Annotated in this window: 19 protein-coding genes; 1 reads left to right on the top strand and 18 read right to left on the bottom strand. The window is 38.6% G+C overall.

What is annotated here, in order from left to right; all coding sequences use genetic code 11:
* Positions 1–49: 49 nt before the first annotated feature.
* From ACO6FI_RS07585 to ACO6FI_RS07510, 16 genes are all read right to left on the bottom strand, one after another.
* On the bottom strand, positions 50–1,240 hold the full coding sequence (locus tag ACO6FI_RS07585; protein WP_485456816.1) for a TolC family protein: 1,191 nt from the start codon (positions 1,238–1,240) through the stop codon (positions 50–52).
* 12 nt (positions 1,241–1,252) lie between these two features.
* Positions 1,253–2,419 carry a TolC family protein gene (locus tag ACO6FI_RS07580; RefSeq protein WP_485456815.1) on the bottom strand — a complete coding sequence of 389 codons (1,167 nt, stop codon included), beginning with the start codon at positions 2,417–2,419 and terminating at the stop codon, positions 1,253–1,255.
* Complete coding sequence (locus ACO6FI_RS07575; RefSeq protein ID WP_485456814.1) at positions 2,419–5,460, bottom strand: efflux RND transporter permease subunit; 3,042 nt, start codon at positions 5,458–5,460, stop codon at positions 2,419–2,421. Before ACO6FI_RS07575 ends, ACO6FI_RS07580 begins: the two co-directional genes overlap by 1 nt.
* Before the next feature lie 8 nt (positions 5,461–5,468).
* The gene (locus ACO6FI_RS07570) at positions 5,469–6,623 is read right to left on the bottom strand and encodes an efflux RND transporter periplasmic adaptor subunit (protein ID WP_485456813.1); all 1,155 of its coding nucleotides are present in this window, start codon (positions 6,621–6,623) and stop codon (positions 5,469–5,471) included.
* A gap of 14 nt (positions 6,624–6,637) precedes the next feature.
* A complete protein-coding gene (locus tag ACO6FI_RS07565) occupies positions 6,638–7,258 on the bottom strand; it encodes a TetR/AcrR family transcriptional regulator (protein ID WP_485456812.1) in 621 nt (206 codons plus the stop codon).
* A 178-nt stretch (positions 7,259–7,436) separates the two neighbouring features.
* Positions 7,437–7,667, bottom strand: a complete 231-nt coding sequence (locus ACO6FI_RS07560) for a PF20097 family protein (protein ID WP_008754378.1) — start codon at positions 7,665–7,667, stop codon at positions 7,437–7,439.
* A gap of 81 nt (positions 7,668–7,748) precedes the next feature.
* On the bottom strand, positions 7,749–8,021 hold the full coding sequence (locus ACO6FI_RS07555) for a PF20097 family protein (protein ID WP_485456811.1): 273 nt from the start codon (positions 8,019–8,021) through the stop codon (positions 7,749–7,751).
* 150 nt (positions 8,022–8,171) lie between these two features.
* Positions 8,172–8,633, bottom strand: coding sequence for a hypothetical protein (locus ACO6FI_RS07550; protein WP_485456810.1), 462 nt, complete (start codon positions 8,631–8,633; stop codon positions 8,172–8,174).
* Positions 8,634–8,833: 200 nt separating this feature from the next.
* A complete protein-coding gene (gene fucO, locus ACO6FI_RS07545) occupies positions 8,834–9,982 on the bottom strand; it encodes a lactaldehyde reductase (protein WP_448947534.1) in 1,149 nt (382 codons plus the stop codon).
* Positions 9,983–10,001: 19 nt separating this feature from the next.
* The gene (locus ACO6FI_RS07540; protein ID WP_485456809.1) at positions 10,002–10,433 is read right to left on the bottom strand and encodes an RbsD/FucU family protein; all 432 of its coding nucleotides are present in this window, start codon (positions 10,431–10,433) and stop codon (positions 10,002–10,004) included.
* Positions 10,434–10,441: 8 nt separating this feature from the next.
* Positions 10,442–11,557 (bottom strand): substrate-binding domain-containing protein, encoded by a 1,116-nt coding sequence (locus ACO6FI_RS07535; RefSeq protein ID WP_485456808.1) that lies wholly within the window; start codon positions 11,555–11,557, stop codon positions 10,442–10,444.
* 13 nt (positions 11,558–11,570) lie between these two features.
* Complete coding sequence (locus ACO6FI_RS07530; protein WP_485456807.1) at positions 11,571–12,545, bottom strand: ABC transporter permease; 975 nt, start codon at positions 12,543–12,545, stop codon at positions 11,571–11,573.
* The gene (locus ACO6FI_RS07525) at positions 12,545–14,044 is read right to left on the bottom strand and encodes a sugar ABC transporter ATP-binding protein (protein WP_485456806.1); all 1,500 of its coding nucleotides are present in this window, start codon (positions 14,042–14,044) and stop codon (positions 12,545–12,547) included. Before ACO6FI_RS07525 ends, ACO6FI_RS07530 begins: the two co-directional genes overlap by 1 nt.
* Before the next feature lie 12 nt (positions 14,045–14,056).
* Positions 14,057–14,716, bottom strand: a complete 660-nt coding sequence (locus ACO6FI_RS07520) for an L-fuculose-phosphate aldolase (RefSeq protein ID WP_485456805.1) — start codon at positions 14,714–14,716, stop codon at positions 14,057–14,059.
* Between the two features lie 54 nt (positions 14,717–14,770).
* Positions 14,771–16,552 carry an L-fucose isomerase gene (locus ACO6FI_RS07515; protein WP_485456804.1) on the bottom strand — a complete coding sequence of 594 codons (1,782 nt, stop codon included), beginning with the start codon at positions 16,550–16,552 and terminating at the stop codon, positions 14,771–14,773.
* A gap of 9 nt (positions 16,553–16,561) precedes the next feature.
* A complete protein-coding gene (locus ACO6FI_RS07510; protein WP_485456803.1) occupies positions 16,562–17,974 on the bottom strand; it encodes a rhamnulokinase in 1,413 nt (470 codons plus the stop codon).
* 396 nt (positions 17,975–18,370) lie between these two features.
* On the opposite strand from ACO6FI_RS07510, the gene ACO6FI_RS07505 reads away from it, so the two are divergent.
* Complete coding sequence (locus tag ACO6FI_RS07505) at positions 18,371–19,126, top strand: DeoR/GlpR family DNA-binding transcription regulator (RefSeq protein WP_485456802.1); 756 nt, start codon at positions 18,371–18,373, stop codon at positions 19,124–19,126.
* 55 nt (positions 19,127–19,181) lie between these two features.
* Here the strand turns inward: ACO6FI_RS07505 and ACO6FI_RS07500 are convergent, their stop codons facing one another.
* Together ACO6FI_RS07500 and ACO6FI_RS07495 are read right to left on the bottom strand one after the other, a co-directional pair.
* Positions 19,182–21,275 carry an IdeS/Mac family cysteine endopeptidase gene (locus tag ACO6FI_RS07500; RefSeq protein ID WP_485456801.1) on the bottom strand — a complete coding sequence of 698 codons (2,094 nt, stop codon included), beginning with the start codon at positions 21,273–21,275 and terminating at the stop codon, positions 19,182–19,184.
* Between the two features lie 106 nt (positions 21,276–21,381).
* Positions 21,382–23,034 (bottom strand): glycosyl hydrolase family 18 protein, encoded by a 1,653-nt coding sequence (locus ACO6FI_RS07495; protein ID WP_485456800.1) that lies wholly within the window; start codon positions 23,032–23,034, stop codon positions 21,382–21,384.
* Between the last annotated feature and the right edge of the window lie 246 nt (positions 23,035–23,280).

Genomic DNA, 23,280 nt, shown 5'->3' with positions numbered 1-23,280 from the left:
CAATTTATTTTATCTTAATATTTATTATGTTTTTGATACATTTTAAGCATTACTCTATAGCAATATTTCCGGCTAATGCCTGCATATATGCGTTATAGTCGGTATTAAGTTGAAGTCTTGCACTCTCAAACTCTGCCTGCTTTTGTAAAACTGAAAGCCTGCCTCCAAGATACTGTGCCGTTGAGATCATACCCAGGCTTTTTTGTGTATCAAGTGCATTCTGTGTAACCTTAGATGCCTCCAATCCGGCATTTGCCGCTGCAAGATTGCCCTTATCTGTGATTATATTATTGTAAAGCTCGTTTATATTTGCTCTCAGTATATCCTCATCCTGACTTGACTGATACAGCTTGGCATCCACAAATGAACTTGACTTTGAAGATGTATTATGTCTGTTCTTTATAAGTGTTGCATTGTTTCCGATGGCTGTATTTATATCCACACTTGGATTTAGCTTATTTATATCGTCATCACTTACATCAGGTATATCCGCAACGGTGACGACAGCATCAGGAGACCAACCGCACATAGTTATAAGGGTACGATAAAGCTTATCCTTATTCGTCTTCAGATTCAAAAGATTTGCCCTTGCATTTGTCAGGTCGCTTTGAGCCTTTATAATATCCGCATTGGTTGACAATCCCAAACTTCCGGTCTGATTTGTAACTCTTAGCGCCTCCTCATACATATTTATCATACTGTCAAGTATCTTCTCCTGATTTTCTATATTCTTATAGCCAATCATAAGTGCTTCAACACCTGCCACAACTTGGTCTTGTGCATTCCTTATAGGAGCGTTGGCAGCTGTTATCTGCCTTGACAGCTTATCCTTGGCGGTACCCATTGCCTGTATACTCATTCCAAGACCCTTGCCCTGTGCCTTATATAACATTGTATTTACAATATCACCGTCATTCATTGCGGCAGTCGCCTCACTGCTCATTTCTCTTTTTGCAGACCTTAAAGTGTCAAGTGCAATATTTAAGCTGTTTACATTGTCATTAAACTTACTCCATGCAGAGGAAATATTTACGTTGAAATTTTTCACCAAGTCCTCTATCTCACTATATTCCAAAGTATTGTCCATAAGTTTTGCCCAAGTCTCTTCACTGTAGCCGTTTAACTCCGCCTGTGTCTTTCCCACCTCTGAAGGATTCCCCGGACTTTTCACATATGCAAGTGATGTCACAGGTGTAGCAAGTGCCATACAAAGTGACAAAACTATTATTTTGTTTTTCATTTATAAGCCTCCTTATGATGTTGATGCAAGTCCTTTTAGTGCCCAATCATAGTTTGCTATTGCCTGATTTATAGCATATCTGCTCTGCTCCAATGCTCTTTTTGCATTATCCGTTGTTACCCTTTGTGTATCAAGTTCAAACTTACTTATCATTCCAAGTGAAAATCTCTGATTTGCAGTAGCCAGATTAGTCTCTTGAAAATTTGCAAAGGTGTTTGCATAGTTATAGCTTTCCTTTGCAGATGCAATATTTTGTGCCGCCACTGTAAGAGCTGTTGCTATATTTTTCTTATTATCTTCTATAGCCAGCTTCAAACTTTTCTTGTCCGAGTCTGCGCTTGCATTTTCCAATTTCTTTTCATTTATTCTCAGTGTATAGTTATTTTCCAATGCTTTTTGTAAATCCGCACTCGGATCAAATACTCTGTTCATATCAGGCGCCGGTATATCTCCTACATTCGGTGTGGCATTATAGCTCCATCCTGTCATTACCTGCAGCTTCTTAAGTATTGTATTGTTATCGGATATCGCCTTGTTCACAGCATTCTGTGCGTTAAGTACTTTTTCCCTTGCATTAAGTACATCTATATTTGTACCTGTTCCGGCATTTAACTTTGCATTTGCCGTATTTAATGCAATATTTGCAAGTTCAAGATTGCCCTTTGCCACCTCTATTGCTATTTGACCTGATTTATAAGAAATCATATTTGTAGTGGCAGTCTGTGCTAAAGTCTTTTCCGCCTGTTCATACCCAAGTCTTATAATGTCCGCATCTTCCAATGTCGAATCTGCACTTGAGAGGAGATTTTGTGCTGTCGCTCTTGCAGTTGCCACACTTGAGAGCATTGCAACATATGTCGGATCACTTGGATCCGGGTCATCCAGATTATCTAAAATCTCTTGTGCATTTTCTCTGTACTTATCTGATATTTCTGTATTTGTTCTGCCATAGTCTCTTTTAAACTTTGCCAAAGCCACTTCATTTGAACGAACTGTGGCATTGTATTCCGCTATCAGATCTTCTATCTCGCCATACTCAAGATTATTGTCTTCAAGTGTAGCCCACTCTTCATCGCTTCTTGAAAATCTCGGTTCTCTTGCAAATACCGGTATTGATGCTGTTATACTTCCTGCAAGTGCAAGTACCAACATAGTTTTTATTTTTCTATTTTTATTCATCAGTCTATATCCAATCCTTCCGTTAAACTTTCTCCTGTTGCTCTTCTTCCTGCCTTATCAATCATTTTATACAATGTAGGCAGTAAAAGCAATGATAATAATGTTGATGCTATAAGTCCTCCCACATTAACTAATGCCAATCCTTGTAACATATCATTACCATAGCCAAGTGCCATAGGAATCATAGAGATAACCGTAGTGAGCGTAGTCAAAAGTATAGGTCTTATTCTTGTGGCACCTGCTTCTATCAAGGCAACATCAAGAGGCATATGTGTTTTATACTGGTTTACGGTATCCACATACAAAATACCGTTGTTTACAACAGTACCTACCATCATAAGGAAGCCGAGCATTGATACCATACTTATAGGCACATTGAATGCCCAAAGAAGTCCAAATGCACCTATCAAAGAAAACGGAATGGTAAACATTACCATCAGTGAAAATCTCGGTGATTCAAACTGCATTGCCATCACTATGAACACTAAGAATATGGCTGTAAGCACTGCATTCAACAAAGCACTCATCTCATCATTCATCATTTCATTGTAGGAATTAACAGCCCTTTTAACACCTTTTGGAAGACCGATTCCGTCTACAAACGCATCCGCTTCTTTGGACGCATCTCCTTTATATCCTTCCACCTTATCCGCCGTTATGGCAACCTGATACTTTTTGTCTTCTCTGGTCATAGTAACCGCACTGTCCTCAAAGACAACCTCGGCAATATCTGACAGCGGAGTTTGTGTTCCCGTCACACTCGGTATCATTATACTGTCTATCTTGTCAATCGTATCATATTGATTGTCCGGATAATTCATCTTTACGGTAATGGTTGAATCTCCCGATGAATATTTCATAAGCTCGGTATCCGTCAAAGTCTGATAAACAATACCTGCAATACTTCTCGGTGTCATACCTATGGCTTCAGCCTGTACCGGATCCACCTTGACCTTTACTATGGGAGCGGCATTCTCCGCACTTGAATGTATGTTTAACAGATAATCAAGCGAATGCATCTTCATCACTATATCGTCGGCGGCTTTTTTTACAGTTTCATAATCCGTACTTTCAAGATCTATTTCTACACCGCTGTTTGAAATACTGCTTGAAGTATTTGATTGATTTTTTATTGATATGGAAGTGTCCGGCATTTTAGTAAGTTTTGACTGCCACTCTTCAATGACCTTTTTTGTACTTCTGCTTCTTTTCTTCTTCAGATATGCCGTTATTGATATCCCTGAGCTTCCTCTAAAGGTATTTGAAGAACCATATGTCATTTGATAACTTTCCACATCCTTATCCGCCGATACAAAGTCTTCTATCTGCTTTGAAATCCTGTCAACATCATCTATATCAAGTCCCGGTGCCGTGCTTGCACTTATGGCTATCTGTCCTTCGTCCGAATCTGGCATCATCACAATCCCCACATTGACTGCCAATATAAATGATATCACCAGCAAAACCACAGATATTCCTATTACACTGAATTTCCTCGGTAAAATTCGTTTAACCATGTTTCTGTAACTGTTTTGAAGATGCATAAGTGCCTTACTTGCAATAGAGTCCGTCTTTTCTTTCGGATGGAAGAAAAAATACAGCAGCGGTACTATCATTATTGCCGAGAACAGTGAGGATACCATACAAAATACTATAGTATAACCAAGCTGTGAAAACAGCTGTCCAGACAAACCCTTTAAAAGTGCCAAAGGTATGAATACGACGCATGTTGTGACTACCGAGCCCACAATTGAGTTAATCACTATATTTGTACCCTCAATTGCAGTATCAAAGAAACTCTTATCTTCCTTTGCTCTAAAGCAGCTCTCCAATACAACTATTGAAGCATCCACTATCATACCTATACCAAGTACCAAAGAACCGAGAGATATAAGGTTCAGTGAAAATCCCGCCGCTCGCATCAGTGTGAGTGCAACCATTACGGATATAGGGATTGAACTTCCTACTATAAGAGATGCCTTTATATCTCCAAAGAAAATGAACAATACTATCATTGACAGTACTACCGCCATTATCAATGTTTGAAAAACATCACTGATGGAATCCTTTATATTTTTTGCACTGTCGGTTATTGTAGTGATGGTCAAGGTTTTATTGCCGGACTGCAATTCATCTATAACTTTCTTCACTTCATTGGACATTTCCACTGCTGTAGATGACTGTCTTTTTGTAAGTGATACCGATACAACATCTTTTCCATTGTACCTGCTGAGTGAATTTTTTTTCTCCAAAGTATTATATACATTTGCCACATCCGACAAATGTATTACATCCCCTGATTTTAACGGTATTACTATATTTTTCAGCTTTTCAATATCCTTGTAATCTGCACCTATACTCACACTAAGAGATTGTCTTCCATAATCCGTACTCCCTGTAGGAGTAGTAAAATCCGCATTCTTTACAATATCACCTACAGATGACATAGTCAGATTGTATTGTGAGAGTTTTTCAGGAATCAGTTCTATTCTTATGTAGCTTGCCTGACCTCCCGATACTGAAACTTCACCTACCGAGGATATTTTCTCAAGCTCCGGCACAATATTTGAATTGACATAGTCATACAGATTTTCATTTGTTCCTCCTGCAATACTGAGTTCCATATCCGCCTGTGAGTTCATATTTATTTCCAATATGTTCGGCTCATCCGCATCCTCAGGCAAACTCCCTTTTACCGAGTCTAAAGCTTTCTTTAAATTTATATATGCTTTGTCCATATTTGTGCCGAATTCATATCTCAATAAAATAACCGATACATTTTCTCTGGAATTCATTTTGACAACTTTTATACCGCTAAGAGTCGACACTTGTGCTTCTATTTTCTTTGATATAAGTTCATCCACATCCGCCGGCGAAGCTCCCGCATATACCGTGGTCACAACCATCATAGGAAAATCCATATCGGGCGTCAATTCTACAGGTGACGACATTACTGAACGCAGACCGAAAAACAAAACCGTTACAAGTGCTAAAATAAGAGTAACAGGTCTTTTTAGAGAAAATTTCGTTAATCCTATCATATGACCTCCTAATTATTGCCGGCAGAATCGCCGGTCTCGGCACTTTCAGTCTCAGTGCCTGTAGTCTCGGATTCTTTAGCACTGTCGCTTTGGCTTGTTTGCATATCCATTGAACTGTCATCTGAAATTACCACCTCGGCACCGTCATACATCTCATTACTCCATGTGGATATCACATTGTCCGAAGAACTTAATCCCTCTTTTACCACAATATACTCACTGTCATATATACCTGCAGTAATGTCTTTTTTTATCGCCTTCCCATCTTCATATACATATACAAATGCATCATTCCCCGAATAAAGCACTGCGGATATAGGTATTGTAAGTGCATCGGTCTCTCTATCCTTAAGCAGCGTAAGTTTAACCTTTGTTCCGGTCTGCAATGCGGCGGCATCATCCAGGCTTGCCTTTGCCTCATATAATCCTGTTGCTGTCGACACGACATTTGAAATCTCAGTTATATTCCCCTGATAATCCGTTTTGTCATAGCTTACTTTTATTTCATCTCCAGGTTTTAAAACTCTTTGTACCTCACTTGTCGCTGCGAATTTTACTTCTTTTCCGTCATTTGACGATATCACCGCAATAGGAGCACTGCCTGCAACCATATCATGGACTTCTACACTTTTAGTTTCTATTATACCTGAAACCGGTGCCTTTATACTTGTATATGACGCCTGAAGATCATACTGTGACTTTGCCGCCTCATATTTTAATCTTGCACTTGTAGCTGCCGAGTTTGCCTGTTCAAGTGCCTGCTCAGCCACCGCACCCGTATCTGCAAGTGCCTGAGTCCTTGAAAGAGCGGTGGCGGTATCATCCATACTTACCTTTGCCGCATCCACCTGAATCTTTAGAGATGTAAGTGCATCGGAATTGATGGTTGCAAGCACATCTCCTGATTTCACCGTATCTCCCGCATTGAAATTCACACTTAATACTTCTCCAGCCATCTTCGGAAATACGGAGGTGCTCCTTGCAGGTTCTATTGTCCCTATCTGTTCCGTATACACTGCTATATCCCTATTTGAAGGATTCAGAGTTCTTACACTCGGTCTTGTATCTGTTACCACCTCTTTTTTCGGAGTTGCAAATCGATAACCTACATACCCTACTACTGCAATACCAAGTACAATGGCCACAATTCTACCTACTTTCATATATTATCCTTTCATCAAATACCGTTTCTTATAAAGCCGAACCATTCCACCATCTGCTCTCTTGCTGTTATTTCATCGCATATTTCCGCTCTAATTACTGATCTAAATGCAACTGTAAATATAAGTTTTGTCAATGATGTGAATTTTCGCCTGTTATATTTTTTAAAATGTTCATTGCTGTTTTCCCATAATAACTCACACAACCTTTCTCCGGCTTTACTTTTAAAGAAGTCATGACCTATGATCTCCTTGTCTGAATATGCTCTTTTTAAAGAAAATACTCTTTCAGCCATTGCATTAAATAAAGATAAAATTGATTCTGGATGCTCTTTTTTAAACTTAATATGCACATCATATAACCTTATCATCATTTTTATGATATCTCCATCTGATTCTTTTAAAGTACTTATAATAAACTCTGTGGATTTAGCTGTAAAAGAATTTATTATATAACTTAAAACATCATCCTTATCTTCAAAATATGTATAAAAGCTGCCCCTGGATATATTTGCCATTTTTATAATGCTGTTTATAGAAGCTCTTTCATATCCCTTTTCCACAAATTCCTCTATTGCGGCCTCTATTATCTTTTCTTTTTTCTCTTCCGCTAAATTATCAAATCTCGCACTTGGCACAATCTCCTCCTTATTTAATGACACCCTGTCACTTTGTTTTTAAAAATATAGGCAACCTCGGTTGCCTTAAAATAAACTTGTCAAGTGACACCATGTCACCTGATATATATATTATCACCATATATTTTCATTGTCAATAAATATAAAAAATAGCTGTATTAAAACAGCTATATTAAAGTCATACATCAATTATTATCTTCCTGCAAACTCTGCAAAGATAGGCGGTACAACATATTTCACCCCAAACAGAAGACAGTTTTACATCCCTTTTATCAAAATTGAACATATAGTTTAAACTGCTTCTGTTTTCATAATCACTCTTCCACTTAAGCGAATATCTTCCCGGAGGTATACTCCCCTTTTCCATTGCTCTGCCACAATAAGGGCATTTCTTATAATAACTTACCATAATCCCCCTTTCATAATAATCTGATAAATATATGATATATTATACCGGTAGTCAGTTGTCTTATATAAATCCTTCTTACTGTTAAATATCAATTATTATTATTTTGCACTCCCTGCAAAGGTAGGCTATACACCTCTTCTCATCCCAAATTGTTGGATAATACTTACTCGTCAATTCTATTACTTTATCTTCATCTTCCTGAGAAAAGAAATATAATAACTCCTCATACCATTTACCTTTTTCGTGTTCAGGAATCCAATTGATATCATGAGGTGAATCCCCTCCACCTCTGGGAATTTCTCCCCTTTCCATAATCTTTCCACAATATGGACATCTTTTATTAAACTTTTCCATATAATCTCCATTTTATATTTAAGTATATATATTTTTTTCTTATGACATCTTTCAGTGCAAGCACGACTAACTCACTATATTTAATTAAATAAATATGGCGGTAATCTCCTGACACAATAATATTACATTATTTTTTTTAAAAATAATACTTCATACTTTAAAAATATCTTTGTTTCTAAATAAAATAAGTATCCTTTGTCTATTATTATTCTTTTTTATATAAATTCTTGCACTCAAGTTCTCTACTCTATCCCATGGAGAAAGCAAGTAACAACCGCTTATATCGTTGATTTCAGACTGTTCACTGTTGTACGTATATTTAATTCGGGCTGTAAGATAATTGCCGATTCTAATCATATTTATCAGAATGACTCCGGTAACAAAACATTCATAACACAAGCCTTCTTTTTCCAATATTTTAAATTTATATTTATCAATTTTTGCCTTTAATAGCAATATTAAACCAACCACAATCCATAGAACACCATTGTACAAAAATGCAACACTTCTATCTTGAAAAAACCAAAATAACCCTAATATAAAAAATGGAATTCCAAATCCCAGCTCTATAAATTTACCTAGTCGATTCCACGGAGTTTCTATAACTTCCATTTAGTTTTCTCCATTTATTTAAATTTTCAGTACTACATTATTTTTCACAAAGCCAGGAAAAATTTTTGACCGGTGCTATGCTTACACTTTATTTGACCGAATTTGTAAATAAAAATTTAGTAAGTAAAGCACAAAGGGCATATACTCACCCTAAGGTAAGTATACACCCTTTTATTAAAATAATATAGAAGGTATCAATTTTACATCAAGCTTAAGAATAATTCCTTGATCTCCTCAAACTTCGGATCTCTTGGATTGCCCGGTCTGCAGGCATCATCCATGGCTGACTGTGACAAGAAGTCTACATCCTCAGGTTTTACGATCTCTTTCAAATCCTTCGGAATGCCTACATCTTCAGAAAGCTTCTTTACCGCATCAACAGCCGCTTTTTTGTACTCGGCTTCGCTCATGTTCTCTGTGCCCTCAACGCCCATAGCCTTAGCCACATCTCTTAACTTCTCGCCTACCGCATCGGCATTGTATTCCATAACTGTAGGAAGAATGATAGCGTTTGCCACACCGTGAGGTGTATCATACAATGCTCCAAGTCCGTGTGCCATTGAATGAACTATTCCAAGTCCGCAGTTAGAAAATCCCATTCCTGTAAGGTACTGTCCTACAGCCATGCCCTCTCTTCCCTCGGTGGTATTTTCTACCGCACCGCGAAGTGACTTTGCAATAAGCTCAATAGCCTTAAGGTTGAACATATCTGTTATAACATTTGCACCCTTTGTGGTGTATCCCTCGATAGCATGTGTAAGTGCATCCATACCTGTTGATGCTGTAAGTCCTTTAGGCATACTTGACATCATATCAGGATCTACGAATGCCACTACAGGAATATCATGTGCATCTACACAGACAAACTTTCTTTTCTTCTCAACATCTGTGATAACATAATTTATAGTAACCTCTGCCGCGGTACCTGCTGTTGTAGGTATTGCAAATATCGGAACGCTCGGGTGCTTTGTAGGTGAAAGTCCCTCAAGACTTCTTACATCCTCAAACTCAGGATTTGCAATAATTATACCGATAGCCTTTGAGGTATCCATAGATGAACCTCCACCAATAGCTATTATATAGTCGGCTCCGGATTTTTTGAAAGCCTCAACTCCGGTTTGAACATTCTCAATAGTAGGATTTGCCTTAATATTGGAATACAATTCATACTCAAGCCCCTCTTTATCAAGTAAATCAGTAACTTTCTTTGTCACATTAAACTTAACAAGATCAGGATCCGAACAGATAAATGCTTTCTTAAATCCGCGAAGCTTTGCCTCTGCAGTAACATTTAAGATTGCACCCTTTCCATGATAAGATGTCTCATTTAATACAATTTTGTTAGCCATAATGAATCCCCCTAATTTGTTATACAACGCCCTTTTGTAACATTATGTTGCCGTAAAGTGCTTCTTCAGATGTGGCAATTATTAAATATGCCTTTCTTGCTTCCTCATAGAACTGAAATCTCTCGATTCCGCCTATGATATCTTTTCTTGTATCATACTGTGATACTATCTTTTCAAACTCGTCCCAAATAGGTGTCTCGACAGTGTCTCCCGGCACCTTTTCCATTATTCTTACCGGATGCTCATCATAGGTATCAAGCGGGAAAAGCTTAAGTATGGCATCAAGTATCTCACATACACCGTGACCGTCCATCCTTATGATATGGGCATTTTTCCCCACACTATGTGTGGGGAAATTGCCGTCTGCTATTACCAATCTGTCAGAGTGGCCCATTTCACAAAGGTATTTCAAAAGTTTTGGTGAAATTATCTTAGGTATACCTTTAAGCATAATTGCCTCTATTCATAAAGACAAGGAGCAATCTTAGGATCTTCCATGTTATCCTTTGTATACCATAAAGCACCTGTATCAACGTCTGATACGCTCTCGCCGTTTGCAGCCTTAACTGCAAGCTCTACAGCCTTATATCCGATTTGAACAGGATCCTGTGTTACACTACCTGCAAATAAACCGTCTTTGATTGCCTGAAGCTGCTTCTTACCTGCATCGAATCCTACTGCTGTAACTTTGCCGTCACCGATCTTATCAAGACCTTCATTAGCTGTGATGATTGCGTTTGCTGCAAACTCGTTTGAACCATAGATTGCGATAAGGTCAGACTTCTCTAAGATTGCAGATGCTACTGCCGCTGCATCTGCATCCTTTACCTCTGCCGGGATACCTACATCGATAACTACAGGAGCACCTGACTTTTCAGCCTTTAAGCTGTCATGTCCCTCTACAGAAACCTTATCTTCTCCGATGTTCTTCTTCATCTCCTCCACAAATCCCTTTGTTCTCTCAACGATTGACTGTGAGTTTGATTCCTGTGCAACAACACCGATTCTTACCGTACCTGAAGCGCCGTCAATCTTGTCCTTGATAAGCTTATATGTCTCATCAGCTGCCAATTTTCCTGCTTCCAAGTTGTTTGTAGATGCATTTGCCTTGATAGCTCCTTCCGGTGCATCAGGAACACCTGAGTCAAAACCGATGATAGGAATACCTGCATCCATTGCTGTCTGGATTGAACCGAGACTTGCCTGTGTATCAAGTGCAGCAAAACATATAGCTGCCGGCTTTTGTGCAATTGCGGCATCCAGATACTCAATCTGCTGTGCAATAGCCGACTCGTTATCAGGACCCTGGAAAGTTACCTCTGCACCTAATTCACTACCTGCCTGCATTGCTCCCTTTTCTACCGCCTTCCAGAACTGATGCTGGAATCCTTTTGCGATCACATTGATCTTCTTTCCGCCTGCACCGTCTGTCTTTGATGCGTCTGCCTGTGAGCTGTCTGCCGCTGCTGTTGTCTTATCAGCCTCACTTGAACCGCTTCCTGAACTACCTCCACATGCCGCAAGTGACATTGCCATCAAACCTGCTACTGCAACTGCCAAAATTCTCTTCTTCATAATTTCCTCCTTATTAACCCTTTCTTTTTCTATTTAAGATATCCATATACACAGCGAATACCAATATGATTCCTGTGATGAAGAGCTGATAGTGTGACTGTACTCCGATATACGGAAAACCGATTTTAAGTACCGTCATAATAAATACACCGATAATTGTTCCGACTATTGAACCTACACCGCCTGAAAGTGATGTACCGCCGATAACTACTCCTGCGATAGCATCAAGCTCAAATCCGTTACCTGTGTTAGGCTGTGCTGTTGAGAATACCGCTACATATGCAAGTCCTGCAAGTGCTGCGAACAATCCTGAGAACACATATGCCAAAGTCTCATATTTCTTTACATCTATACCTGAAAGTCTTGTAGCTTCCTTGTTTGAACCTATTGAAAGTATATATCTTCCAAGTCTTGTCTTGTTAAGTACTATTGCCATTACAACGGCACATACTGCTAAAAGTATAAAACCTGTAGGGAAATTCTTAGGTAACACTCCGCCGTCTTTTGTTACCATAAATATCTCTCTGAACCATGCACCTGCGCTGGTTCCCTGTGGGAATGAGATTGTCTTTGTCTGTGATACTATCGATCCGAGACCTCTTGATACCATCATGGTTCCCAGTGTGGCGATAAATGCCGGCAACTCAAAGTGTGATACCAAGATACCGTTTATAAGTCCGAAGATTCCGCCTACTAAAAGCATTATAAGTATAACTACAAACATAGGTACGCCCTTTTCCATAAAGGTTCCGCCTATAAGTGCCGAGCATATGGCAACCGTACCTATTGAAAGATCAATACCTCCTGTAGCGATAACGAATGTAACTCCGATTGCCATAAACGCTACATAGTATGCCGACTTTGAAATGTTTGTAAATGTTGTAGGTTGTAAGAACTTGTTTGTCAGTAATGAAAAAACTATACATATCAATACCAGTGCAGCGATAACAACCGCCTGCTGATTTGAAAAAATCTTTTTTAGGTTCATTATTTTGCCCCCTGTCTATTTGTTGCACATGTCATGATTCCCTCCTGACTGGCCTCTGATATATCAAGGCATCCTGTTATTCTGCCTTCACACATTACAATGACTCTGTCGCTCATTCTGAGCACCTCAGACAACTCTGAAGAAATCATTATAATGGACTTACCTTCCTTGACCAATCTTTCCATCAAATCATATATTTCACTCTTTGCGCCTACATCTATACCTCTTGTAGGCTCATCAAATATAAGTATCTCCGAATCCTTCACCAGCCACTTGGCTATAACCACCTTTTGCTGATTACCGCCTGAAAGCTTCTTTATAATCTGCTTTACATTAGGTGTCTTTGTTTTAAGTTCCTGAACATACTTTTCACTGACGGTCTTTTCCTTGCCTCCGTCTATGAAAAGACCGTTTGCGAACTTTTCAAGTGAAGCGATTGTTGTATTCTCTTCTACAGATTTATCTACAAGAAGACCGAATCTCTTTCTGTCCTCGGACAAATAACCTATACCTGCGTTTACCGCATCCTTTGTAGATTTGATACTTACTTCTTTACCATGGATAAATATCTTTCCCGAATCCATAGGATCGGCTCCAAATATCAGTCTGGCAACTTCTGTTCTTCCTGCACCCATAAGTCCTGAAAATCCGAGTATTTCACCTTTTTTCAGATCAAATGAGACATTTTTTACATACTTTCCCCTGTTGAGATTCTCACACTTTAAAACCACCTCCGCATCCTCTGCCACCTCGGACTTGCTTTTCGGCTCCATAAAGACTGTTCTTCCTACCATCATCTTTATGATATCATCCTTCGTGCATTCCTTTGTAACAAGTGTTCCGACATACTCTCCGTCTCTCATAACAATAACCTTGTCCGAGATAACATTGATTTCGTCCATTCTGTGTGAGATATAAATTATTCCCGTACCCTTAGCCTTAAGATCGTTTATAACCTTGAAAAGTTCTTCAATCTCAGAGTCTGTAAGGGCTGCCGTAGGCTCATCAAACACGATAACCTTTGCATTGGTTGAAATAGCCTTTGCAATCTCGACCATCTGCTGCTTTCCTACAGTCAGATTTCCTATCTTTACATTCGGATTTATATCTACATTAAGCTTTCTAAAAAGCTCCTTGGCATCTTGTGCCATCTTTGCATCATCTATAAAGAAGCCCTTTTTTCTTTCCTTACCTATAAAGAGGTTTTGTGCTACCGTCAAATCGTTCATCATATTAAGTTCCTGATGAACAATAGCAATACCTGCCTCCTCCGATTCGGATACCGACTTATATTCAACTTCTTTTCCTTCAAAGGTTATAATACCCTCATCTTTTGAATATATTCCGGTTAGGATCTTCATAAGAGTGGATTTTCCCGCACCGTTTTCACCCATCAGCGCTACGACTTCACTCTTATTAAGTTCAAGTTCGGCATTTTTCAGTGCTGCAACACCTGAGAAAGATTTCTTTATATTTTTCATTGTAAGTAATGCTGACATAAAATCTCCCTCCTATTTATCTTTTATGCTTACCCTCTGACCATATGTTTTAAACTTTTCAGCCATCAAAGTCATCTCTTCATGAGGCAGTACCACCGGCTCTCCGATTGCCTTTGCCTTTGTATAAACTTCGGCACAGTACTCAACTTCTTCTATTATATTGAATGCGTTAAGCAGATCATTTGCACCTGCAAGTATTCCATGGTTTGCCAAAATAACGGCTTTTCTGTCTTTCATAGCTTCAAAAGCGTTCTTAGCTAATTCCGGGCTTCCGTATGTGGCATATTTAGCCACTCTTACATTCTCACCGGCTACAGCGATCATATAGTGAGTTGCAGGCAAATCCTCTCTTAAGCATGCCATAACTGTTGCATACATTGTATGTGCATGAATAACCGCATCAATATCATCTCTATACTTATAAGGCATTACATGCATTGCCCACTCTGATGAAGGCACTCTGTTTCCTTCTATTACATTGCCGTCCACATCTATAATAACTATATCCTCAGGCTGTATCTCAAAGAAATCTATTCCTGAAGGAGTGATTGCCACGTGTCCGTTCTTTCTGTCAAATATACTTAAGTTACCGCCTGTACCTTTGGTAAGACCTGCTTTTACCAATTTCTTTCCGTACTCTATTAAAAGCAGTCTTTCCTTCTCCATCAACATAATCTTTCCCCTTTACTATAAAGAGGGCATGTACTGCCCTCCTGTATTTAATTTTTACTTATAAAGCGGACCGTAGTAAGCACATGCTCTGTAGTCCTGTCCCTCTAAATCTGCTGTACCGAATCCGTTAAATGAATGCGGTCTGAATATTCTGTCATCTTCTACATTGTGGAATGCTACAGGAATTCTAAGCATTGAAGCAAGTGTAAGAAGTCTGTCTCCTACATGACCCTCTACAGTAGCGCCGTGGTTTGCACCCCACTTTGCCATAACATTGTATACCGAGTCTGCCGCACCTACTCCGATCTTAGGAGCGAACCATGTTGTAGGCCATGTTCTGTCTGTTCTCTCATCAAGTGTCTTGTGAACGTCATTCTCAAGTACACAAGTATTACCCTCTATTACCTGAAGTGTAGGTCCTACGCCCTCTACGATATTTACTCTGATCATTGTTACAGGCATCTCTGCAGCTGTCTTAAAGTGTGATGAGAAGCCGCCGCCTCTGAAGTACTCGTAGTTTGCTCTGCACCAGTCGGTTGCATCACAGCAAGCCTTGATATCCTCATCTGTAAGATTCCACCACTCTTTCATGGTTCCGTTGCCGTTCTCATCCTTTGCAGCCGCACTTGCATCAAGACAGCTTGCACCTGAGTTGATAAGGTGGATGATACCGTTCTTAGCATATCCGCTAAGCTCTTTGCCTGTAACTCTCTTTACTGCTTCAGGTGACCAGTATGTTCTTACATCTGAGAATATAGGAGCCTTTCCTGTAGAAAGCCATCCGAACATCATTGCAATACCGTTTAATGTATCATTCTCAGTTGCAAAAGGTGTAGGCATCTTCTTACCGTTCCAGTTAAATCCTGATGCCATAATAGCCTCTGTAAAGTCTGCGTTAGGAAGCCAGTCAGTCCACATTCTCTGTCCCTGGAATCCGCCTGCAAGACCGTTTCTTCCAAGTGCTTCCTCATGCCATCCAAGCTTTGCAAGCTTCGGATTTCCTTCAAGAATATCTCTTACAACCATTGCATGCTTTACACAAAAAGCCCACTGCTCGTCATCCTTAATATATCTTGACTTCTTAATAATCTCAGGGAAGTCCTTTCCGGCATTGGTATCATATCCCTCTTTGCAGTTTGCCTTTACCCATGCAAAAGCTCTCTCAAACTCCTCAGGATCATATATTCCAAGTGTGATTCTTCTAAGAACCTCTGTCATATCAACCCACTCCGTTCTCATTCCGAGATACTTCTGTAAGAAGTCTACATTTACAACACTGCCTGCAATACCCATTGAAACCGAACCGATATTTACATATGACTGATTCTTCATAATTCCTACAGATACGGCACCTCTTGCAAAGTCCAAAATCTTCTTTGCAACGTCAGGAGTGATACTTTCATCATCCTTATCCTGAACTTCCGTTCCATAGATTGAGAATGCAGGAAGTCCTCTCTGTGCATATGCCGCCATAACAGCTGCAAGATAAACGGCTCCCGGTCTCTCGGTACCGTTAAATCCCCAAACCGCTTTGATTGTGTTAGGGTTTAAGTCCATTGTCTCTGTTCCGTAGCACCAGCAAGGTGTAACTGTAAGTGTTCCGATTACGTTCTGATTTGCAAAATATTCTTCACAAACAGCCGCCTCGGCACCTCCGCCGATAGTTGTAGGTGAAATAACAACCTCCACCTTCTCTCCGTCAGGATACCTTAAGTTGTCTTCTATAAGCTTTGCAGCTCTTTTTGCCATTCCCATTGTTTGCTCTTCAAGCGACTCTCTAACGCCGCCCCATCTACCGTCAATTGTAGGTCTGATACCGATTTTTGGATGTTTCATACTTCCTCCTTATTTGAAATCCACTGTTTTTATCTCACATGATCCTAAGATCAATTCAATACCTGTTTTTAAATCCTTTACTTCCTTCATATGTAATAGTGAAAGAAGTATATTTCCGAGGGCTGAGCTCTCATAAGGTCCCGCCTTTACCGCTACGCCCATTTTGTTTGCAATCATTGATGTAAGTACACTTGACTTGGCACCTCCACCGATGATATGTATTCTTTTAAAACTCTTATGTAAAATCTTTTCAATATCGGTTTTTACTTCGATATACTTATTTACCATGCTCTCATAAATAACCGCAAAATAGTCAAATTCATCCTCCGGAATATTCTCTCCGTTATTTTTAATGAATTTATCAATTTCAGTCTTTACATCGATACTTTCTCTTGCAAAGACCTCCACATCCATATCTATAGTCGGAAGCTTTTTGTCCAAGCCGTTTACATAAGCACTTATTTCATTAAATGAAATTTTTCTTCCAAGCTTCTTTTCAAGCTGTGACTTATACTTTTCAAGCAGATAAAGACCTGTGATATTCTTAAAGAACATCGGCTTTGAATCAAATCCCAGCTCGTTTGTAAGATTGTTCTCATATGCCTCATCGGTTATGATACATTTATCTACCGCACTGCCTATCAGTGACCATGTTCCACAACTTAAGAACATACTGTCTTCATCAAGGAAAGAATCCGTCATAAGAAGTGCACTTGCAGTATCATGTGTACAAACAGGAATCACATCTATATTCAAACTCTTTAACACTTCTATCCTTGAATCTTTTGTATTTCCCACTACCTCTGTAGCCTTTACAATCTCAGGAACCAGACTCTTTTTAAGCTCAAGCTTTTCAAATATAGTATCTGAAACTTTTTTCTTGCCCATATCGTAAAGTCCTGTAGTTGACCATATGGTTTCCTCTCCTATCTTCTTGCCTGTAAGCATATAGAAGATAAGATCCGGCATCATAAGCAGCTTGTCAGCCTTTTCGTATATATCAGGGTTGAGCTTTTTCAGAGTGAGAAGTTGAAATACGGTGTTTATAGTCATTATCTGATTACCGCTGTTTTTGAATATCTCAAGCTCACTTATCTTTGACTTTGCTTCTTCTCTTCCTATAGAGTATTTTTCATCTCTGTATGAGAAAGGAGTATCTATAAGCTCTCCGTATTTGTCAATCATACCGAAGTCTACACCCCATGTATCAATACCTATACAGGACACATCCTTGTTCTCGATGATTGTATTTACTATCTTGTCCAAAATCGCATCGAAGTCCCAATATAACCTGCCGTCTTTGTTCTTTATACTGTGGGACATTCTCATAACTTCCTCAGTGATGAGCTTTCCGTCAGCAATATATCCAACAATACCTCTGATGGAAGTCGCACCCATATCGAAAGCCAATACCTTGTTCATACTTCACCAACTTTCAATAATAAAGTCGATAATACTTTAGAAAACTCACACCCCCGTGAAAATAAAATTTCAAGATCGCCTTAAACTATGCTTTGAAAGTTTGTTTCAATCATTTGTCAGTTATGGCCTCTTTGTTAGAAAAATTTTTAATATAATAATTTATTTTTTCTAACTTTTGGTTCTACTTTCATCTTCCTAAGGTATTACCGAAAATGTTTTTCATTAACTAGAATATATCATATTTAATAATAAAAATATATATATGGATATATTCTTGAATACTTTTTTTTATTTTATGATATAATGTTCATGTATGAACTTTTTTGTTCAAACCTATATTTTGATTGCCATGCTCTCTAATGCAATCAATATAAAAAGACATATTAAGAGGATTTTATGGATTCAAATGTAAGAAAACAACAGATATTGGATGTACTTAATAAGTGCAACGGTATATCTACCATAGACAGTCTTTGCAAACGTGTCTATGCTTCACGCTCAACTGTCAGAAGAGATTTGATTGCACTTGAAGAAGAAGGCACTATAAAGAGATCTCACGGCTATGTATCGGTAATTGTCAAGTCCGCCAATGAAAGCCCTATCGGAATGAGACGAATAGAAAATCTTGACAAAAAGCAGATTATTGCAGGTAAGGCCGCACCGCTTTTAAAGGATGATATGGTCATATTTCTTGACTCATCCTCCACAGTTTGCCAATTGGCCCCTATGTTGAAGTTGAGACAAAATATAACTATCATTACTAACGGAATAAATATTGCAAATGAGCTTTCAAATGCTCAGAACCTCAAATGCTTTCTTTGTCCGGGCGTATTAAAGCACAAGAGCCTTTCAATTGTAGGAGAATTCGCGTCAAGCTTTATCAAAAACTTTAATGCAGAGCTTGCCTTCATGTCATGTAAGGCGATAAGTACCAAGGGAATTTTTGAGGGAGACGACTCACAGGGACTTGTAAAAAAGAGTATGATAGAAAATGCCGATAAAACCGTGCTTTTATGTGACAATACTAAGGAAGAAGCGGTAGGATTTTTTAAGGTATCAGATTTTAATGACATTGACGTATTGGTTTCAAACGGTCATTTCTCAGAGGCGCTTGATAAAATTCTGGAAAATAATATAAAAAAGATAATATAATAAAAGGTCTGAATCAATATAACAAGATTACTTGTATATGATTCAGACCTTTATATTATTTGAAATAATTATTCCACTGATTGCTTCCAAGGTAGAGTATATGCAGATATCCTACAGCGGCACCTGCCGACTTATCAGTAATATTTGTGGATAACTTTGCAATTCCGCCCACATTTCGAATTTCATAGCGTTTCATTCCGACATTGCTTTCATCCTGATCATCCGAGTCACTGACATATACGGCTCTTAACTTTCCGTTTAAATCATACTCGGCACCCCATAGGGTTACTATATGATTATTTCTTGAAAATACCTTATGAGATAAGCCGACTAAACCGCCGTCTCCAAGCACTTCTTTAAGGATTTCACTTAAAGATTCATAGTTGCCTCCATAAGTGCGGTCTGTAAGTTTCTCACCTTTAAATATATCATAGAAAAATCCTCCGTTACTATCAGGAATCAGATTATCATTTTCTATGTTTGTTGCACCGCTAAGTTTAGGTCTGTACCCGTTTATAAACAAATCCATTAAAAGATCCGAATAAAAACCTCTCTCATTATAACCGTACAAAACCTTATAAAGTTCAAATATTTTACTCTCTTCCTGACTTTCAAAAGAATTCTTCAGTTCTGAGAGTCGTCTGCCGGCACGTATTATATCTCCGTTTTTTTCTATGTAATTGTCAACGTTCTCACTGTTTTGATCAAACCACCAATGCAGCATATTTGATGCCGCCGCAGCGAAACAAAGGTTTTTATCTATATCAATATTTCCACCGCTCCTTGTCTTATTAACATCATACCATCCGTCTCCGCTTGAAAAAGGAGCCTTATAGATTACATAGGTATCTAAACCGCCCTGTGTAACTTCTTTTCTAAAATCTCCGCCTACTCCCATAACCGGCGCATTTATACCCTTTGCCCAGATAACAGTTCTTATTTCACCTTCTTCATCGGTGTACTGAACAACATTGTCATTCTTTGCGGTAATAAGCGCTTCTTTTATGCTTTCAGCCTTATCCTGTATACTCTTTTTTCTTTCCTGTTCGGTTTTCTTATTATCCTTGGTTTCTTTTATTATTTCTGCATTGGAAGATGTGGCAGGCTTCATACGACTGTCGTTTGATTTTACATTTTCAGGCTGACTTACATTATTCTCTACTTTATCTGACTCAGTACTTTTATTGTTGTTTTCATCAGTACTTTCATCAGGTCTTAAATTACCCTCTCCAGAATTTTGTGAGGTACTTTTCTTTATTTTAGTATTTGCATCATCTACTAAATTTCCTGTTTTAATCTTATCGGCTTTATCGCTTAGGTTACCCGGCAAAACACTTATATCCGGGGTCTTGTTTCCATTTGAAACAGCCGCATCATCACTTTTTAGAGAACTTCCTATTTTACCGGTACCTGATCCGTTTGATACTTTGCCTTCTTTCGTACTTTTTCCTTGGCTTATGTATCCGCTTCCTTCCGGGCTTTCACTTTTTCCCGAGTTTGACGAACCTCTGCCTTTTACCGAGGACCCGCTTCCTCCCAAGTTTCCACCGGTATTTGATCCGCTTACTTTTCCTGAGTCTCCGCTCTTGCTTGAACCGCCGCCCTTTCCTGATGTTCCGCTTTTTCCTGATCCTGACGAACTTCCCACAGTACCCGCTTTCTTTGCTGTATTTGATGAGCTATATGAAGCATTATCTGTACTTATTCCTTTACCGGCTTCATAATATGCCTTTCCGCTTTCATTCACCCATCTACCTGCAGCATCGATTATGTATCCGTGGACGACAGTATTTGCATACATCTTTCCAACTGTAGCCTTGTCTGTTCCTTCAAAATAATAACAGTATCCGTCTATCCACTTCCAACCTGATAAAAGCACTCCTTCATTTGAAGTTTTACTGCTGTCCAAAAAATACCAATTATTTGAAGCATCCAAATACCAGCCTGTTTTTAAACTTCCGTCTTCATTAAATAAATACCAATTGTTATTTATTCGCTGCCAGGCTTTAAGTGCCTTATCCTCTTTATAATATTTCCATTTGTTATTTTCCAACTTCCAGCCGTCACTGCCTGCATAAGCATTAAACGCTGTAAATATCGATATGGTAAGTCCAAAAAATATAGGACCGACTTTAAATTTTCTTACCATGCCACCCTTTCATTCCTCAAAATTGCACAAAAAATCAGTCACATCATAATGACTGAAGTTCTGCAAACAATTGTATTATACTACATTTTATTTTAAATATCCATTATCATTTATATGATATAACGTCCCAAATCTCTTTCGGTTCAAGTCCAAGCTTCCAGACCGCCACCCCTGCAAGGTCCGCTTCCTTTACAGCATCCATTTTAAGCTTCATGGACTTCTCATCTTCCATCCAGATATACTTGGTGGCACTGCCCACACTTATCTGACCGACATACTGACCTACAGTATCATCCCAATTAAGACTTACATTATTTTCCTTGACCCAGTTTGACGCTCCTGTCATGCCTAAGGCGGTTGAACTTACCTTACCGTTTTCCTTAGTCCACACTCTGGTATATACAGGTACCGCATTGATAAGCTTCTCTTTTGGTACTTCCTTTAGGCTGTCTGTAATTGAATTTTTCACAAAATCTATAGAGGCACTACTGCCTTCATCAGAGCCGCTGTAATGCTCATCATAACCCATGTTTATAACATAGTCCGCTACCTCTGCAAGCTCAGCCCTTTGATAGAATGTATTGTATGATGCCGGAACCGGTACATCTACACTAAGTACCACCTTATTGTTCCTGCATGAAACCGAAAGCTCACGTATAAACTCTATAAAATGAGGAGCATTGTCCTGTGTCAAATATTCAAAATCTATATTTATTCCGTCAAATCCGTATTTCTTGGTATCACTCATCAAATTTTCAATAAGTTTTTTTCTACCGGTTGAAGATGAAAGGATTTTCAATGTACTGATTTTATCACTGAAATTGTCAATAAGCGACCAAACCTTCAAGCCCTTCTTATGTGCCGCATCCACATAATCCTTGCTCGCTATAGAAGTATAATTACCCTTGTTATCAGATAGCTTAAACCATGTAGGAGATATGACATTCATCCCCTTTGTATTATCCGCTACCTTTGTAAAGTTTTTATTGGCTGCCGCAGTTGTAACCTGATGCCATCCAAGCACAACCTTCTCATCCATCGACATAGATGTGTACTCAGGCTTTACAAAGCTGCTGACTCTGTTACCTTTATTTATATTTTTCAGATGCTTTCTTCTTATATAGCCCATAACACCGCTTTCTGTAAGCACCTTATCCCACTTGCCTTTTTGCTCTACTACAGTTACCTTGCTGTCTTTCTCAAACTCGACATTTTCTATACTTGCGGAAAGCATACTTGCATCAACTCTAAGTGCCGACTTTGCTTTTACATTACACTCTTCATATTCACCGAAGTTATCATTTATATATATCTTCTTGATATCACCGTCTGTGAATATATCTGTCCAAATATCGGTATATGTCTTTACTGTCTCTATTGAAATATATGTCTTATTTTCCTTTTCAAGAAGCAGTGGCTTACCGTTCTTATCTTTATTTTCAAAATTTGCGTATACTATCTCTGTAGGCAGTGCATACGAAAGCAGCTTTTCATCATCACTGTAATAAAACTTATCATTAAGTATTGACCTCGTCCAATTCAAAGGTATATATACCACACCGTCCTTGTATACGGCCTTTGCCTTTTGCAGTGAGTAGTTGTATACAAGCGCCACCTCATCATCCTTTACCTGATAAATCTGCGCTTCAGAGATTTTCTCACTTGAACCGACTATCTCTTCTATCTCTCTCGGCAAAAATATAATCCCAAGCACAGCACATAGGACTATTACAATACCTATCAAAACTCTTTTCTTCACATTGCCTCCATATAATTCAAATATAAATAGTCTTTACCACCAGTATACAGTATAAATGTGTATAAATGTTTAAAATTATAGTTATTTAAACATAATTATAATTTTACTTAAAAAACTGCCAAAACTTTTTATTGTTCTGGCAGTTATACTTACACGGCATTTCTCTTTTTGATTTGTTTTATCAATGTTAGGCTACCTAGTTAAGCCTTTCTGTGACACTTTTTCATTGATAAATCTTTTTGATAT

The sequence above is a fragment of the Lachnoanaerobaculum sp. genome (genome assembly GCF_057250505.1).
This window is presented reverse-complemented; position numbering and strand designations above follow the sequence as displayed.